This window comes from Pseudoxanthomonas suwonensis 11-1, assembly GCF_000185965.1.
Taxonomy (GTDB): domain Bacteria; phylum Pseudomonadota; class Gammaproteobacteria; order Xanthomonadales; family Xanthomonadaceae; genus Pseudoxanthomonas; species Pseudoxanthomonas suwonensis_A.
The window spans coordinates 52,898-68,277 of record NC_014924.1 but is presented as its reverse complement, the minus strand read 5'-3'; the positions used below and the strand labels follow the sequence as shown (position 1 = coordinate 68,277).

The window sequence follows — 15,380 nt, the reverse complement described above, 5'->3', positions numbered from 1 at the left end:
GTTTAGGCATCAATTGCCCGGTTAGACCAATGGATGAGACGGGGTTGGCAGCTTTCCGCGGGGATCTGTCCGCATTCGCGCAGGCGGTCACGAAATCGCCGGCGGGTCACGCGGCGGCGCGACAGGCCATGTGGATCACGCCGATCAACACGAGCTTTCCGGAGTGCCTGTCCTGCACTGCTGTTCGCAGCGTCGCAGGCACGGGACAATGGGACGCACGTAACCAGTCCCTGCCCGCATGTCCTCCATCCCCGAGCCGCTACCCGCCGACGATCCGCGTCCGCAGCCGCCCGAGAAGCCGCTGCCCGCGGAGTGCTGCGAGAGCGGCTGCCCGATCTGCGTGTACGACCTCTACGCCGAAGCCCTGGACGAGTACCGGCAGGCGCTGGCCGCGTGGCAGGAGCGGCACCCCGGAGCGGCCGACTGAGTCGGCTCCGGCCTCAGTCGGCGCCGGGCAGCTGCGGCACCGGCGTCGGCTGGCCCAGCGGATCCAGGGCGATCATCACGAAGCGGCCGCGGGTGCACAGCTTGCGCTCGCCGGTCAGCAGGTTCTCGGTGATCACCTCGACCTCGACGTTCATCGAGCTGCGCCCGACCTTGACCAGGCGCGCGATGACCTCGACCAGGTCGCCCTTGTGGATCGGCTGGTTGAAGTCCACCTGCTCCGAGCGTGCGGTGACCACGGTGGTACGCGCGTAACGCGAGGCAACGATGAACGAGGCCATGTCCATCCAGGCCAGGGCCTGGCCGCCGAACAGCGTGCCCAGGTGGTTGGTGTGGTCCGGGAAGACCATGTTCATCAGGCGCGCTTCGGTCGGGCGCTCCCCGACGGTGACGGCTTCGGACATCACGGCATTCTCCCTGTGGGCCTGTCCGGATCATCGCCGATCCGGGCATCCCAGCGCGTGGACGATGGCACGACCTCAGGAGACCTTGGCGACCGCGGCAGCGACCTGCGCCGGCGACTGGAAGCCCGGCAGGCGCGCGACCTCGCGGCCGTCGCGGTACAGCGACAGGGTCGGGGTCTGGCGCAGGCCGAGGCCGCGGAAGAACTCTTCGCCCAGGTCCTCCAGCTTCACCTTCAGCAGCACCAGGCCCTTCGCCGCGGGTTCCGCGGCGAACCGGCGCAGCGACAGGTCGAGCATGGCGCAGCCCGGGCAGTCGTCCTTCCAGTAGTCCACCAGCAGGTGGGGATGGGCCGCCAGCGCGGCAGCGTGTTCCTCAGGCGAGGTGGCGTGCAGGGTCTGCATGGGTGTCGGTTCCGATGGTGTCCAGGACCTGGTCGGTCCAGCGGCGGATGGCCAGTGCGTCGCGCTGCCCATGCGGCATCTGTTCGATCTCGAGCGTCGGGAAGGGTGAATCGAAGAAGCGGGCGATGCGCCGCACGGCGCCGCAGTAGTACTCCTCGCCCCACTGGGTCTCGCCGGTGCCGAACACAGCCACGTTCGCCGGACGGCCCACGGCCGCGACCAGGTCGCCGATGAACCGCTTCATCTCCGCCGGCGTGCGCCCGGCGTTGTCGGTCCAGCTGCCCAGCAGGTAGAGGTCATGCCGCGGATCGCCGATCTCCGCCGGCGTGTGCAACCCGGCCTCCAGCCAGGTCACGGCATGCCCCCGTGCCTCGCAGCGCGCACGTACCTGCCGCGCAAGATCGCGGGTGTTGCCGCTGAGGGAGGCGTAGGCGATCAGGAGGGGCATTTGAAAGCCGTGATTGGTGATTCGGGATTGGTGATTCGATGAAGGCCAGGGTTCGAGGTCAATGTCCGTGTCCCGCGATTGCTGCCGACGCAGGTTTTGCTCTTTCCAATCACGAATGACCAATCACGAATCACCTGCCTCATAGATCATCAAATCCGTTGTCCGCATTGGTCTTCTTGTACGAGGCGTTACGCATCTCGAAGAAGTCGGTCTTGGTTTCGGTGAAGTTGTCGGCGTAGGCGCGGATCCAGGGCATGACGTTGTCGGTGGTCTCCGTGTACAGCGACTCGATGCCCAGCATCCCGGCCATCTTGTTGGCGCGGTACTTCACGTAGCGGATCATCTCGTCCACGTCGATGCCGTCGATGCCGTCCAGGACCTCGCCGGTCCACTGCGTCTCCAGCTCGATCGCGTGGCGGAACGCGAGGTGGACGTAGTCGGCCAGCTCGTCGGTCTGCAGCTCGGGGTTCTCGCCGACGATGGCGCGGATCACCTCGCTGATGAACTTGGTGTGCGCCAGTTCGTCGCGGTTGATGAAGCTGATGATCTTGCCGGTGCCGGCCATCCGGTTCTGCCGCACCAGGTTGTAGAAGTAGGCGAAGCCGGAATAGAAGTTGATGCCTTCCAGGATCGAGGACTGGATAAGGGCACGCAGCAGGGTCTCGGCGGTCTTCTCGCGCATGAAGTCGTCGTACGCGGCCATGATCGGGGCGTTGCGGCGCAGGATGGTCGGGTGGGTTCGCGCGATCTCGAACACCCGGTTCTGGTTGGCCAGGTCGGTGATCGAGGCCAGCACGTAGCTGTAGCTCTCGTTGTGGATCACCTCCTGCTGGCCGATGATCGCCGCGTTGGCATGCGCCGCCGGATCGGTGATGTACTCGGCCACGTTGTAGATGAAGCGGGTCTGCGGCGAGTCCAGGGTGGCCAGCAGGCCGATGATGGAGTCGAAGGCGTTCTTCTCGCGCGCCGACAGCTCGCCGTACTGGCGCGCGTCGCTCTTCATGTCGACCTCGTCCGGGATCCAGAAATTGGTCGAGAGCTCCTTGTAGGCACGATAGAACGACGGGTAGGGGATGTCGTTCCAGTTGAGGATGCCCGAGGTCGTGCCGTTGATGATGCCGGTCGAACGGTTGGGATGGCGCGGCTCGAGGATGCGGATGCGATCCAGCCGGGTAGCGGTTCGCGGTGCAGCAACAACGTTCATTGTTCTTCTCTCTTTGCCGGCCGCCTTCTGCAGCCAGCCCTCTGGAGGAAAGCCCCCTGAGTCAGGGGGCGCGCCGAAGGCGCGGGGGTATGGAGGAATGCGGAGCGGGGCCCGCGGTTCGCAGCGCGAACCGTGGAACCTGACTAGCGCGAACGCGCAGTCAGCTACTGCACCATTCGCACTCGGCCACGTCGATATCGTTCGAGCGCACGTAGTACGTCGTCTTCAGGCCCTGCCGCCAGCCCTCCAGGTGCAGCTCCAGCAGCACCGAAGCGCGGATCGACGAGGGCACGTAGAGGTTGAAGCTGATCGCCTGGTCCACGTGCCGCTGGCGGCGCGCGTTCTGCCGCACCGAGGCGAACTGGTCCACCTTCCACGCGCCCTTCTCGTAGTAGGGCCAGGTTTCCAGAGACAGGCCGGGGGCGGCCACCGGGCGGCGGTAGTCCTTCTTTTCCTCGTAGTAGAACGCCGAGTAGACCGGGTCGATCGAGGCGCTGGATCCGGCGATCTGTGCGGTGGACATGTTCGGCGCCACCGCCAGCAGCCAGCCGTTGCGCAGGCCGTTGACCGCCACCTGCGCGGCCAGGTCCAGCCACTCGGGCGAGTTGTAGCCGCGCTCGCGGAAGTAGGCGCCGGTGTGCCAGTCGCTGCCGGGGAACGCGGGGTAGGTGCCCTTTTCCTTCGCCAGCTCCATGCTGGCCTGGATCGCCAGGCGGTTGATCCGCTCGTACAGCGCGTCGCTGTAGTCCTCGGCCTCCTTCGAATCCCAGTGGATGCCCTTGAGCGCCAGCAGGTGGTGCCAGCCGAAGGTGCCCAGGCCGATCGCGCGGTACCTGCGGTTGGTGATGGTCGCCTGCGGCACCGGCAGCTGGTTGAGGTCGATGACGTTGTCGAGCATGCGCACCTGGATCGGCACCAGGCGCTCGAGCACGTCGCTGATCAGGTCGCCCTGGCCATCGGCCTGGACCACCGCGCGGCCCAGGTTGATCGAGGACAGGTTGCAGACCACGAAGTCGCCGGCCTGCCTGGTGGTCACGATCTGGTTGCCGGAGATGACCTCCTGGATCATCCGGGTCGGACTCTGGTTCTGCAGGATCTCGGTGCACAGGTTGGACGAATACACCGTGCCGCAGTGCTTGTTCGGGTTCTTCCGGTTGACCTCGTCGCGGTAGAACATGAACGGGTTGCCGGTCTCCAGCTGCGAAACCATGATCCGCTTGAACAGGTCGATCGCCTTGACCGTCCTGCGCCCGATGCGCCCGTCCTCGACCAGCTCCTGGTACTTGCTGCGGAAGCTGCCCTCGCCGCGCCTCTCGTCGTAAAAGTCCTGCAGGTACCAACCCTTGGCCTGCTTCACCTCGTGCGGGTCGAACAGGTACCAGTCGCCGCGCCGCTCCACCGCCTCCATGAACAGGTCCGGGATGCACACCGCGGTGAACACGTCGTGCGCGCGCAGGCGCTGGTCGCCGTTGTTCAGGCGCAGGTCGAGGAAGGCCTCGATGTCGCGGTGCCAGATGTCCAAGTACACCGCCACCGCGCCCTTGCGCTGGCCGAGCTGGTCCACCGACACGGCGGTGTTGTTGAGCTGCTTGATCCATGGCACCACGCCGCCGGAGGAATTGGGCACGCCGCGGATCGGCGCGCCGGCGGCGCGCACGTAGCCCAGGTAGGCACCCACGCCGCCGCCACCCTTGGACACGCGGGCGATGTCGGTGTTGGAGTCGTAGATGCCCTGCAGGCTGTCGTCGACCGTGTCGATGAAGCAGCTGGACAGCTGGCCGCCCACCTTGCCCGCGTTCTGCAGGGTCGGCGTTGCCACGGTCATGTACAGGTTGGACAGCGCCCAGTACGCCTCGCCCACCAGCTGCATGCGCCGCTCGCGTGGCTTTTCCTCCTGCATCAGGTACAAGGCGATGGTCAGCCAGCGTTCCTGCGGCAGCTCGTAGACGTTGCGGGCGGTATCGGTGGCCAGGTAGCGCGTGGCCAGCAGGTACAGGCCGTTGTAGGCGAACAGCTTGTCGCGCTCGGGCTCGATCATGCGCCCGGCTTCCTCCAGCTCTTCCTTGGAGTACGCGCGCAGGATGTCGTTGGAATAGATGCCGCGGTCGGCCAGGCTCTCCTGCAGGCCGACGTAGGAGCCGTACTTCTGCCCGGCGTCGTAGAAGCGGTTGCGGCTGGCGCGCTTGTACAGCCGGCGCAGGTACAGGCGCGCGGCGAACCGCTCCCATTCCGGTGCGGTGAGGTCCACCCGCGCTTCGGCCTCGCGGATCAGGTGGTCGACCAGGTCGTCGGCCGACAGCGCCGGTTTGCGCGCGACGAAGCCGAGCACGGCGCGCTTGTAGTCGCCGATCTCCAGCTGCGGGAACCCGGCCGCGATTACATCGATGCTGCGCTCCAGGCGCGCCGGATCGAACGCCAGGCGCCGGTTGCCGGCCTCCTTGGTGATCCAGGTGGTGGCCTCGGCCTCGGGCGGGTGCGCGGATCCGCTGGCGGCCGGTGGCAGTGGCACGTGGTCGTTCGGGTCGATGGCCCGTGCCGCGCGTGCGGCGGCCACGACGGGATCCGCCGGCGTGGCGACCGGCGAAGAGGTGTCCTGGGACGTCATTGCGCATCCTCCGTTGCGTGATGCACGCCGTGTCCCTCCCTCGAAGGACTCGGATCCGGTGCGGAACGCAGGATGCGGAGGCAGCGTCGCAATGGCCGCGACGCAGCGCGGCTGCGGCGGTCCATGCTTCACCAGCCCTCCCCCCTCCGGGGATCCACGACCGGCACCGCGCGGTGTGCTTCGCGCGGCTGTCGGCAGGTCTTCGGACTTCCGGACGTGAGGCCTGGCCTCGCCTACTGCCGCTGCTTCCCAGGCCCGTGGCCCAGTGCATTGACGCGGGTTCGTTTCCGGTTACCGCTGCGGGGCAGTGCCGGATTCGCCTTGCGGCCCACCGGACTTCCCTTTTAATCCGGTGGCCTTGGGCCACCGGAACCGACAGACACAACATAGTGTGGCCGCATGCCACTGGTCAACCATATCTTGTAGAAATGCGCCATGGCGCACCTCACCGGAACGGTTCTGCGAAACTCCCGCGCATGACGATCCAGCCCTCCCGCGACGCCACTGCCAGCCTGCTGGTCCTGGCCTCGGTGTTCCACTTCCTGCTGGCCGCGGTGGCGGTGCAGTTCCTGCGCCCTGGTTACGACCCGTGGCAGGCGCCGCTGAGCCTGTACCTGAGCGGCGAATGGGGCGCGTGGCTGCGCTGTGCGTACTACGGACTGGCGCTGGGCGTGGCGGTTCTGGCGGTGCAGGTCCACCGCAGCCTGCTGCCGGCGGCGCGACACGTGCTGGTGCCGGTCCTGCTGGTCATCGGCGCGGCGGCACTGGCGGTCACCGCCATGTGGCCCGGCCCGGCGCCGGGATACCCGGTGGACGAGCTGGGCGTGCTGGTCCACCGCATCTCGGCGATGTCGGCCTTCCTGCTGGTAGGCAGCGGCATGCTGCTGCAGTCGGCCACGCTGCGGCACGATCCGCGCTGGCGCGCGACGGGGCGGATCCTGCTGCCGCTGGCGATGCTGGCCTTCGCCGGGCTGTGGGCGCATGCGCTGTGGCGCGAGCTGCCGCGTGGCGCCTCGCAGAAGGCCGTGATCGCGCTCTACCTGGCTTGGCTCGGCCTGTGCGCCTGGCAGCTGCGCGCCGGCACGCGGCGCTGAGGCTCAGGCGCGGTGCCGGGTGCCGAGGTACTCGGCGCTCTGCATCTCGATCAGGCGCGAGGCGGTGCGCTCGAACGCACCCTGCAGGCGATGGCCTGCGTACAGCCCGGTCGGCTGCGCGTCGGCGGTGCACACCAGGTTGACCTGGCGGTCGTATAGCTCGTCGACCAGGTTGACGAAGCGCCGCGCCGCGTCCTCGTTCAATGCGTCCATGCGCGGGATCCCGCCCAGCAGCACGGTGTTGAACTCGCGCGCGATCTCGATGTAGTCGGTGGTGCCACGCGGGCCTTCGCACAGCGCGGCGAAGTCGAACCAGGCGATGCTCTTGCCGCGGCCGCGCACCGGGATCTTGCGCGCATCGATCTCGATATTGCACGCATGGGCCGCGTCGCCACCGCTCAGCTCGCGCCAGCGCTCGGCCAGCCAGGCATCGGCGCCCGCATCCAGCGGCGAGCGGTACACCGGCGAGCGGGTCAGCGCGCGCAGGCGGTAGTCCTCCTGGCCATCCGAGCGCAGCACCACGCAGTGCCGTTGCAGCAGGTCGATCGCCGGCAGGAAGCTGGCGCGCTGCAGGCCGTCGCGGTACAGGTTCTCCGGCGCGGTGTTGGAGGTGGTCACCAGGGTCACGCCCTCGGCGAACATCCGCTCCAGCAGGCGCGCCAGCAGCATCGCGTCGCCGATGTCGGTGACGAAGAACTCGTCCAGCACCAGCACCTTCAGCGAGCCGCGCCAGCGCCGGGCGACCAGCGCCAGCGGGTCGGCCTCACCGGCGTAGTCGCGCAGGCGCTCGTGCACGCCGCGCATGAAGCGGTGGAAGTGGGTGCGGTACTTGCCGTTGCTGACCTGCGGCTTGCCGATGCCCGGCGAGTACACCGGCAGCGGCAGCGATTCGTAGAACAGGTCGACCACGAAGGTCTTGCCGCGCCCGACCTCGCCCCAGTAGTACAGGCCCTGCACCGGCCGCGGCGGGCGCGACAGCAGGCGCGACAGCAGCCCGCCGTCGGCCGGCGCCAGCAGGCCCTGGTGGATGCGGTCCAGCTCGCCCAGTGCCGGATGCTGGGCCGGATCATCGCGCCAGCGCCCGGCAGCGGCGCCCTCGGCGTAGACCCGGGACGGGGTGCGTACGGGACCTGCGGTCATGCCTGCGGCAGCCAGCCCTTGACCTCGTGCTGGATCGCGCCGCGCAGGTCGATCAGCCTGCGGTGGAAGAAATGGCTGGTCTCGGGCATGCGCACCAGCTGCGGCTTGCGCTCCAGCGTGTCGATCCAGTCGTACACCGCCTGCGGGTCGACGATCTCGTCCTGGTCGCCCTGCACAACCAGCCACGGCACCTCGGGAACCTCGATGCCGGAGAAGTCCCAGCCACGGCCGGATACCGGCGGGGCGATCGAGATGAGCGCATCGGGAGCGAGCTCGGCGGCGCTGGACAGGCCCACGTAGGAGCCGAAGCTGAAACCGGCCAGCCACAGGGCCTGGCCGGGCCGCGCGGCGCGCACCCAGTCGACCACCGCACGCAGGTCCTCGCGTTCGCCGACGCCGCGGTCGAACTCGCCGCCGGAGCCGCCGGTGCCGCGGAAGTTGAAGCGCACCGTGGTCGCGCCAAGCTCGCGCAGCGCGCGCGCCACCATGGTCACGACCTTGTTGTGCATGGTGCCGCCCTCGGTGGGCAGCGGATGGCAGACCACCGCCACCAGCGGACGGGCATCGGCGGGCTCGGGCAGGTCCACCGCCACTTCCAGCTCGCCGGCCGGGCCGTCGAGCATCAGGGTGGTGGACTGGTCGGGAAAGGCGCTCTGGCTCATGCGCACATGATACAGACCGCCCGCGAGGACCCGGTGCGAAGGCGGTCGCCGCGGGGGCCCGGCCCGGCGACAATGACCGCCCGTTCCGGCCCACCCTCCGCATGCACTTCCTCCTGCTCAGCGTCACCTGCAGTGTCCTGGTCTCGGTACTGCTGAAGCTGGCGCCGCGGCGCGGCTGGGACGTGGGCCAGATGATCACCTGGAACTACCTGGCCGCGGCCCTGCTCTCGGCCTGGCTGCTGAAGCCGCCGGCCGCGTCCCTGCACCAGCCGGACGCGCCCTGGGTCGCACTGCTGGTGCTGGCGGCGGTGCTGCCGACGCTGTTCCTGGTGCTGGCCGCTGCGGTACGCCACGCCGGCATCGTCCGCACCGACGTGTCACAGCGCCTGTCGCTGCTGCTGTCGCTGGGCGCGGCCTTCGTGTTCTTCGGCGAGCGCGCCGGGGCCCTGAAGCTGGCCGGCATCGGCCTGGGCCTGCTGGCGGTGCTGGGCATCCTCGCGCGCCCTGCGGACTCGGCGCCCGACCGCCGCGGCTGGCTCCTGCTGCTGGCGGTGTGGGCGGGCTTCGCCCTGGTCGACGTGATGCTCAAGCAGCTGGCCATGTCCGGCACCCCTGCCTCGGCGGCGCTGCTGGTGGCCTTCGTGCTGGCGTTCTTCGGCATGTCCGCGATCCAGCTGTGGCGGATGCTGCGCGACGGCATGCGCCCGGGCCTGCGCCACGCCGCCGCGGGCCTCGGCCTGGGCCTGCTCAACTTCGGCAACATCGTGTTCTACGTGCGCGCGCACCAGGCCCTGCCGGACAGCCCGGCCACGGTGTTCGCGACCATGAACATCGGCGTGGTGGTGCTGGGCACCCTGGTCGGCGTGCTGGCCTTCCGCGAGCGCACCTCCGGACTCAACCGCGCGGCCATCGCCCTGGCCATCCTCGCCATCGCGCTGATTGCGCTGGCCTCCACGCGCTGAAGCGCCGGACAAGCGCCATGCAGGCATGGCTGCCTAGAATGTGCCGATGAATACTCCCCAGGATTCCAGCCTCGGTCGCGAGGTCGCCTACCCGACCCGTTACGACCCGACGCTGCTGTTCCCGATCCCGCGTGCCGGTGCCCGCGCCGAGCTTGGGCTGGCCCCCGGTACCGCGCTTCCCTTCATCGGCCACGACCGCTGGCATGCCTACGAACTTGGCTGGCTGGATGGCCGCGGCCGCCCGCAGGCCGGCACCGCCACCGTGGTGGTACCGGCCGATTCGCCCTGCCTGGTCGAGTCCAAGTCGTTCAAGCTCTACCTCAACTCGCTCAACGCGGCCCGCTTCGACGATGCCGAGGCCCTGCGCCTGCGCGTGGTCGACGATCTCTCGCGTGCCGCCGGCGCTCCTGTCGAGGTCCGGTTCGGCCTGCCGCCGATGGCCGGGGGCCAGGAAGGCACCAGCGTCGACGACGCCGACGTGGACATCGACCACTACGGTCCGCCGCAGGCGGAAGTGCTGCGCGCCGATGCGGGCGAGGTGGTCGAGGAGTACCTGCATTCGGGCATGCTCAAGTCCAACTGCCCGGTCACCGGCCAGCCCGACTGGGGCAGCGTGCACCTGCGCTACCTGGGGCCGCGCATCGACCGTGGCAGCCTGCTGCGCTACATCGCCGGCTACCGCGAGCACGCCGGCTTCCACGAGCAGTGCGTGGAGCAGATCTTCCTGGACGTGCTGGCGCGTTGCCAGCCGCAGTGGCTATCGGTCGAGGCGCGCTATACGCGGCGCGGCGGGCTGGACATCAATCCGTGGCGGGCCACGCCGGGCCAGCCGGCACCCGGCGCAGAGCGGGACCTGCGCCAGTAACAGCGGCAATGCGCGCTTCACGGCCTCCAGATGAAACGTTAACGGAGGCTGTGACAACTTGGCCCTGCAGTCTCCCCGGCCCGGCGCGCAGATCCCCTCCGCCTGGCCAATCGGCCCGCGGCACGAGCGCGGGCCTGGTGGTCCCGTTCCACCTGTCCCTCTCTCCCGGCAGGGCTGAGCAATGCTTGGGCGCGGTTTCCGCGCCCTTCTTTTTGCCCGGGCCCGGTTGATTCGGCCGCAGGCCGGCGCCATGCAGGGGGAATGGACACCTCATCCAACCCCGCGTCACAGCCCGGCGGCGACCGCCACCGGATCCTGCGCGCCTTCAATGCCAGCCTGGCCTTCGTCTTCCTGCTGCTGGTGGTGTTCGTCTCCCAGCCCGCGCTGGACGTGGGCGCGCTGGCGGTGTCGCCACGCGACCTGGGGCAGTGGCTGGGCCTGCTGGCCGCACCGCTGCTGCATGGCTCGCCGGAACACCTCGGCGCCAATGCCGGCGCGATCCTGATCCTCGGCACCCTGGCCGGCGCGGTCTATCCGCGCGCCACCCTGCGTGCGCTGCCTTTGCTGTGGCTGGGCTCGGGACTGGGCGCCTGGCTGCTCGGCGAGGCCGGCAGCCGCCATCTCGGCGCCAGCGGCCTGACCCATGGCCTGATGTTCATGATCGCGGTGCTCGGCCTGCGCCGCCGGGACCGCGCCTCGATTGCCGCCGGCATGATCGGCGTGCTGTTCTATGGCGGCATGCTGATGACCGTGCTGCCGCACGAGCCGGGGATTTCCTGGCAGTCGCACCTCGGCGGCGGCCTGGCCGGCGTGGTCGCCGGACTGCTGTGGTGGCGGGCCGATCCGCTGCCGCCGCGCCCGCGCTACAGCTGGGAGGACGAGGAGGAAGCCGCGACCCTGGCCGGACGCGATGCCGACGAGCTCGAACCGGTCGCCCCGCGCGAGGTGCCGGTGCTGTGGCAGCGCCAGCAGCCGCCCGGCCGCGGCGTGGTCCTGCGCTTCACCCCGCGCCCGCGGCCAGGCCTGCCGGAGGAATAGCGAACCGGCGCTCGTTGCTGGTGCATGGCGCGCGGATAATGGCGGCCGCTCCCGTGTCCGCAGGACCCCTCATGCATCGCACCGCGCAGGCGCGCCGCCGCCCCGTCCTCGTCCTCGTCCTGCTGGCCACGGCACTGGCCGGTTGCAGCGCGCGCCCGACCCCGCCCGCGCCCGGCCTGGCCGCCGACGGCGTGCCCGAAAGCCGCCCCGGCCGCGCGATCGGCTACCTGGCCGACGACGCCATTCCCGACAGCGCCGCCCTGCTGCCTCCGCCGCCTGCCGGCGAGGCCGCGGGCCTGGACCAGGCGCGCATGCGTGCCGCGCTCGCCCTGCGCGATACCCCGCGCTTCGCCCAGGCCGCGGTCGATGCCGACCTCGACTTCCCGCAGGCGGCCCCGCTGTTCGCCTGCGCCCTCGGCGTGGAGATCGACGTAGCGCACACCCCGGCGACCTGGCGCCTGCTGCGCCGCACCCTGGCCGACGCCGCGCGCTCGACCCGCACCGCCAAGGACCTGTACAAGCGTCCGCGCCCGTTCCTGTCCAACAAGGCGCCGACCTGCACCCCGGAGGACGAGGCGGACCTGGCGCACAGCGGCTCCTATCCGTCCGGGCACACCGCGATCGGCACGCTGTGGTCGCTGGTGCTGGCCTCGGCCGCGCCGGAACGCGGCGACACCCTGCTGGCGCGCGGCCGCGCCTTCGGCGAGAGCCGGGTGGTGTGCAACGTGCACTGGACTACCGACGTGATCGAGGGCCAGTTCATGGGTGCGGCTACCTTCGCCCGCCTGCAGTCCGAACCGGCCTACCTGGCCGACCTGGATGCCGCCCGCCGCGAACTGGCCGCGGCCCGCGCCGCCGGACGCGTGCCCGCCCGCGATTGCGCCGCCGAGGCCGCCGCCCTGGCCATGCCCGCCGCGGCTGGCTGAACCGACGCCGCGCCGGCGCGGCCCGTACCAACCTCCGGCACCCCCCCGGCGGCCGGAGGCCCTAGACTCGGCCTGCCGATTTCCCAAGGAGGCCGCCATGACCCAGTGGTACCTGCACGACCCCGCAAGCAACCGCCGCATCGGCCCGATGGACACCGACAGCGCGCGCGCCGAGGCCACGCGCAATCCCGGCCTGCTGGCCTGGCGCGAGGGCATGGGCGACTGGCTGCCGGTGCGCAACATCGCCGAGCTGGTCGATGGCGTGCCGGGCGACCCGGCGTCGGTGCCGCCGCCTCCGCCGCGCCAGGGCGGCCGCAGCCGCGCCGACGACATCGAGTTCCGGATCCACGGCCAGGAGATGCAGTTCGTCGAGATCGAGCTGGATCCGGGCGAAAGCGCCATCGCCGAGGCCGGCGCGCTGATGTTCAAGGATTCGGCGGTGCAGATGGATACCGTGTTCGGCGACGGCTCGCACCAGGGCCAGGGCGGCGGCTTCATGGACAAGCTGCTGTCGGCCGGCAAGCGCGTGATCACCGGCGAGAGCCTGTTCACCACGATGTTCACCCACGGCGGCAGCGGCAAGGCCAGGGTGGCGTTCGCCGCGCCATACCCCGGCACGGTGCTGGCGATGAAGCTGGACGAGCACGGCGGCCGGATCATCTGCCAGAAGGACAGCTTCCTGGCCGGCGCGCGCGGCGTGCAGATCGGGGTGCATTTCCAGCGCAAGATCCTCACCGGCCTGTTCGGCGGCGAGGGCTTCATCATGCAGAAACTCGAGGGCGACGGCTGGGTGTTCATCCACGCCGGCGGTTGCGTGGTCGAGCGCGAGCTGGCCGCCGGCGAACGCATCGACGTCGATACCGGCTGCGTGGTCGGCTACCACGCCGGCGTGAGCATGGACGTGCGCCCGGTCGGCGGCATCAAGAGCATGCTGTTCGGCGGCGAAGGCGTGTTCCTGGCCACACTCACCGGTCCGGGCAAGGTCTGGCTGCAGTCGCTGCCGTTCTCGCGCCTGGCCGGACGCATGCTAGCGGCGGCGCCCCAGGCAGGCGGGCAGAACCGCGGCGAAGGCTCGGTGCTGGGGGGACTCGGCCGCATCCTCGACGGCGACAACCGCTTCTGATCTTCCGACCGGTCGATGCAGGCGCGGCGTGCGCCTGCATCGCACCCGCGCTCAGGCCGGTTCGCGGTCGGAAGGGTGGTTCACGCCGTCACTGGTCGGTATGTCGCCCAGGTCGAAGGGATTGATCCCTTCCAGGCAGCCAACGTTGAGCCCGTACTCGTTGGGGTCGGAGCGGCGCTGGTGGTGGGTGTGGATGCCGCAGGTACCGCAGAACCAGTGGCGCGCGGTCATGGTGTTGAACTGGTACAGGCGCAGCTGGTCCTGGCCGGCGACCACGCGCAGTCGTTCAAGCGGCACCGAGGCCACGATCGTGCCCTTGCGCCGGCACAGCGAGCAGTCGCAGCGGCGCGGCTCGACGATGCCGTCCGGCAGTTCGACCTCCAGCCGCACCGCGCCGCAGTGGCAGCTGGCCATGTGCACCGGCTGCACGGGGACCCCACCGACGGTCCTGGACATCATTGGCTCCTGATCATGTGCGTTGCGCGAGCATGCGCGCAATGCCGCGGTCGTCGCCAGCAGTCCTCGGGCGGTCGTGCCGCGCGGGGCAGGTGCTCACGCCGCCGGCAGCGGCAAGCCGGCGTAGGCCTTGACCGTGCGCAGCACGAAGCTGGAATTGACGTCGGCCACGCCGGAGTCGTTGAGCAGGCGGTCGAGCAGGAAGCGCGAGAAGTGCTCCAGGTCGGCCACGTGCACGTGCAGCAGGTAGTCCATGTCGCCGGTGAGGGCATGGCAGGTGACCACCTCGTCCCAGCCCTGCACCCGCTCGACGAAGCGGTCGATCACCGCGCCGCCGTGCTTCTCCAGCTGCACCCGGACGAAGGCCTGCAGGCCCAGGCCCAGCGCGCGCGGATCCAGGCGCGCGCCATAGCCGGCGATCACTCCGCTGGCCTCGAGCCGCTGGATCCGGCGCAGGCAGGCCGAGGGGCTGAGGTTCACCCGGGCGGCCAGTTCGGCATTGGGGGCGCGGCCTTCCCGCTGGAGCAGGGCCAGCAGGCGCAGGTCGGTGCGGTCGAGCTCGACGGAATCGGCCATTCGTTGCAGTGCATCATCTGTTCGACGCAACAACATTGCGCCAGGAAGGCCGGCGGCTGCAACTTTGCAACCCGGTTGCGCGGCAACCGCCATAGGCTGGGACCAAGCGCCCGCACCGGAGTCCAAGCCATGGCCAGCCCCCGCCGCGTCGAATCCGAACGCCTGCAGACCGACAAGGGTTATGTCCCGGTCTACACCACCGCGATCGTCGAACAGCCATGGGACGATTACAGCGCCGACGACCACGCCACCTGGGGCACGCTGTACGAGCGCCAGCGCAAGCTGCTGGTGGGACGGGCCTGCGACGAGTTCCTGCAGGCCCAGGACGCGATGGGCATGGACGCGCGCGCGATCCCGCGCTTCGACCAGCTCAACGAGGTGCTGGGCGCGGCCACCGGCTGGACCCTGGTCGGTGTGGAAGGCCTGCTGCCGGAGCTGGACTTCTTCGAGCACCTGGCCAACCGCCGCTTCCCGGTGACCTGGTGGATCCGGCGCCCTGACCAGATCGACTACATCGCCGAGCCGGACCTGTTCCACGACCTGTTCGGCCACGTGCCGCTGCTGATGAACCCGCTGTTCGCCGACTACATGGAGGCCTACGGCCGCGGCGGTGTGAAGGCGCACGCGATCGGCCCGGAGGCGCTGCAGAACCTGACCCGGCTGTACTGGTACACGGTGGAGTTCGGCCTGATCCGCCAGGCCGACGGCCTGCGCATCTACGGTGCCGGCATCGTGTCCTCGGCCGGCGAGTCGAAGTATTCGCTGGAGTCGGATGCGCCGAACCGGATCGGCTTCGACCTGGAGCGGATCATGCGCACCCGCTACCGCATCGACACCTTCCAGAAGACCTACTTCGTGATCGACAGCTTCCGCCAGCTGATGGATGCCACCGCCCCGGACTTCACCCCGGTGTATGCGCGCCTGATGCGGCAGCCGGCACTGCCGGCCGGCGAGGTACGCGACGGCGACCGCGTCCTGCATCGCGGCAGCGGCGAGGGCTGGGCCCAGGACGGCGACGTCTGAACCACGAC

General features: G+C 69.8%; 17 protein-coding genes and 1 riboswitch. Of the genes, 8 read left to right on the top strand and 9 right to left on the bottom strand.

The window, feature by feature from the left end; all coding sequences use genetic code 11:
- The first annotated feature begins 238 nt into the window (after positions 1–238).
- Complete coding sequence (locus PSESU_RS00290; protein ID WP_013533751.1) at positions 239–427, top strand: oxidoreductase-like domain-containing protein; 189 nt, start codon at positions 239–241, stop codon at positions 425–427.
- A gap of 13 nt (positions 428–440) precedes the next feature.
- On the opposite strand, the gene PSESU_RS00285 is transcribed toward PSESU_RS00290, so the two are convergent.
- The 5 genes from PSESU_RS00285 to PSESU_RS00265 all read right to left on the bottom strand — a co-directional run bounded on the left by PSESU_RS00285 (position 441) and on the right by PSESU_RS00265 (position 5,507).
- Positions 441–848 carry an acyl-CoA thioesterase gene (locus PSESU_RS00285; RefSeq protein ID WP_013533750.1) on the bottom strand — a complete coding sequence of 136 codons (408 nt, stop codon included), beginning with the start codon at positions 846–848 and terminating at the stop codon, positions 441–443.
- A 75-nt stretch (positions 849–923) separates the two neighbouring features.
- The gene (locus PSESU_RS00280; RefSeq protein WP_013533749.1) at positions 924–1,250 is read right to left on the bottom strand and encodes a thioredoxin family protein; all 327 of its coding nucleotides are present in this window, start codon (positions 1,248–1,250) and stop codon (positions 924–926) included.
- Complete coding sequence (locus PSESU_RS00275; protein ID WP_013533748.1) at positions 1,222–1,698, bottom strand: flavodoxin; 477 nt, start codon at positions 1,696–1,698, stop codon at positions 1,222–1,224. Before PSESU_RS00275 ends, PSESU_RS00280 begins: the two co-directional genes overlap by 29 nt.
- 139 nt (positions 1,699–1,837) lie before the next feature.
- On the bottom strand, positions 1,838–2,902 hold the full coding sequence (locus PSESU_RS00270) for a ribonucleotide-diphosphate reductase subunit beta (protein WP_013533747.1): 1,065 nt from the start codon (positions 2,900–2,902) through the stop codon (positions 1,838–1,840).
- 160 nt (positions 2,903–3,062) lie between these two features.
- Positions 3,063–5,507 (bottom strand): ribonucleoside-diphosphate reductase subunit alpha, encoded by a 2,445-nt coding sequence (locus tag PSESU_RS00265; protein ID WP_013533746.1) that lies wholly within the window; start codon positions 5,505–5,507, stop codon positions 3,063–3,065.
- Between the two features lie 176 nt (positions 5,508–5,683).
- A riboswitch (cobalamin riboswitch) is annotated at positions 5,684–5,899 on the bottom strand.
- Between the two features lie 84 nt (positions 5,900–5,983).
- On the opposite strand from PSESU_RS00265, the gene PSESU_RS00260 reads away from it, so the two are divergent.
- On the top strand, positions 5,984–6,601 hold the full coding sequence (locus PSESU_RS00260; protein WP_013533745.1) for a DUF998 domain-containing protein: 618 nt from the start codon (positions 5,984–5,986) through the stop codon (positions 6,599–6,601).
- 3 nt (positions 6,602–6,604) lie between these two features.
- Here PSESU_RS00260 and zapE read toward each other — a convergent pair whose 3' ends face one another.
- Together zapE and PSESU_RS00250 are read right to left on the bottom strand one after the other, a co-directional pair.
- Positions 6,605–7,741 (bottom strand): cell division protein ZapE, encoded by a 1,137-nt coding sequence (zapE, locus tag PSESU_RS00255; RefSeq protein ID WP_013533744.1) that lies wholly within the window; start codon positions 7,739–7,741, stop codon positions 6,605–6,607.
- Positions 7,738–8,403, bottom strand: coding sequence for an alpha/beta hydrolase (locus PSESU_RS00250; protein ID WP_013533743.1), 666 nt, complete (start codon positions 8,401–8,403; stop codon positions 7,738–7,740). Before PSESU_RS00250 ends, zapE begins: the two co-directional genes overlap by 4 nt.
- Before the next feature lie 101 nt (positions 8,404–8,504).
- Here PSESU_RS00250 and PSESU_RS00245 point away from each other — a divergent pair, with 101 nt between their 5' ends.
- From PSESU_RS00245 to PSESU_RS00225, 5 genes are all read left to right on the top strand, one after another.
- Positions 8,505–9,365 carry an EamA family transporter gene (locus tag PSESU_RS00245; RefSeq protein ID WP_013533742.1) on the top strand — a complete coding sequence of 287 codons (861 nt, stop codon included), beginning with the start codon at positions 8,505–8,507 and terminating at the stop codon, positions 9,363–9,365.
- A 46-nt stretch (positions 9,366–9,411) separates the two neighbouring features.
- A complete protein-coding gene (gene queF, locus PSESU_RS00240) occupies positions 9,412–10,230 on the top strand; it encodes an NADPH-dependent 7-cyano-7-deazaguanine reductase QueF (protein WP_013533741.1) in 819 nt (272 codons plus the stop codon).
- Between the two features lie 261 nt (positions 10,231–10,491).
- Entirely contained in the window at positions 10,492–11,268 is a 777-nt protein-coding gene (locus PSESU_RS00235; protein ID WP_013533740.1) for a rhomboid family intramembrane serine protease, read from the top strand.
- A gap of 71 nt (positions 11,269–11,339) precedes the next feature.
- On the top strand, positions 11,340–12,194 hold the full coding sequence (locus PSESU_RS00230; RefSeq protein ID WP_013533739.1) for an acid phosphatase: 855 nt from the start codon (positions 11,340–11,342) through the stop codon (positions 12,192–12,194).
- A 97-nt stretch (positions 12,195–12,291) separates the two neighbouring features.
- The gene (locus PSESU_RS00225) at positions 12,292–13,317 is read left to right on the top strand and encodes a TIGR00266 family protein (RefSeq protein ID WP_013533738.1); all 1,026 of its coding nucleotides are present in this window, start codon (positions 12,292–12,294) and stop codon (positions 13,315–13,317) included.
- Positions 13,318–13,368: 51 nt separating this feature from the next.
- Here PSESU_RS00225 and PSESU_RS00220 read toward each other — a convergent pair whose 3' ends face one another.
- Together PSESU_RS00220 and PSESU_RS00215 are read right to left on the bottom strand one after the other, a co-directional pair.
- Positions 13,369–13,773 carry a GFA family protein gene (locus PSESU_RS00220; protein ID WP_013533737.1) on the bottom strand — a complete coding sequence of 135 codons (405 nt, stop codon included), beginning with the start codon at positions 13,771–13,773 and terminating at the stop codon, positions 13,369–13,371.
- 96 nt (positions 13,774–13,869) lie between these two features.
- Positions 13,870–14,349, bottom strand: a complete 480-nt coding sequence (locus tag PSESU_RS00215; protein ID WP_013533736.1) for an Lrp/AsnC family transcriptional regulator — start codon at positions 14,347–14,349, stop codon at positions 13,870–13,872.
- Positions 14,350–14,478: 129 nt separating this feature from the next.
- Between PSESU_RS00215 and phhA the strand changes: the two genes are divergently transcribed.
- The gene (gene phhA, locus PSESU_RS00210; protein ID WP_013533735.1) at positions 14,479–15,372 is read left to right on the top strand and encodes a phenylalanine 4-monooxygenase; all 894 of its coding nucleotides are present in this window, start codon (positions 14,479–14,481) and stop codon (positions 15,370–15,372) included.
- Positions 15,373–15,380: the final 8 nt, after the last annotated feature.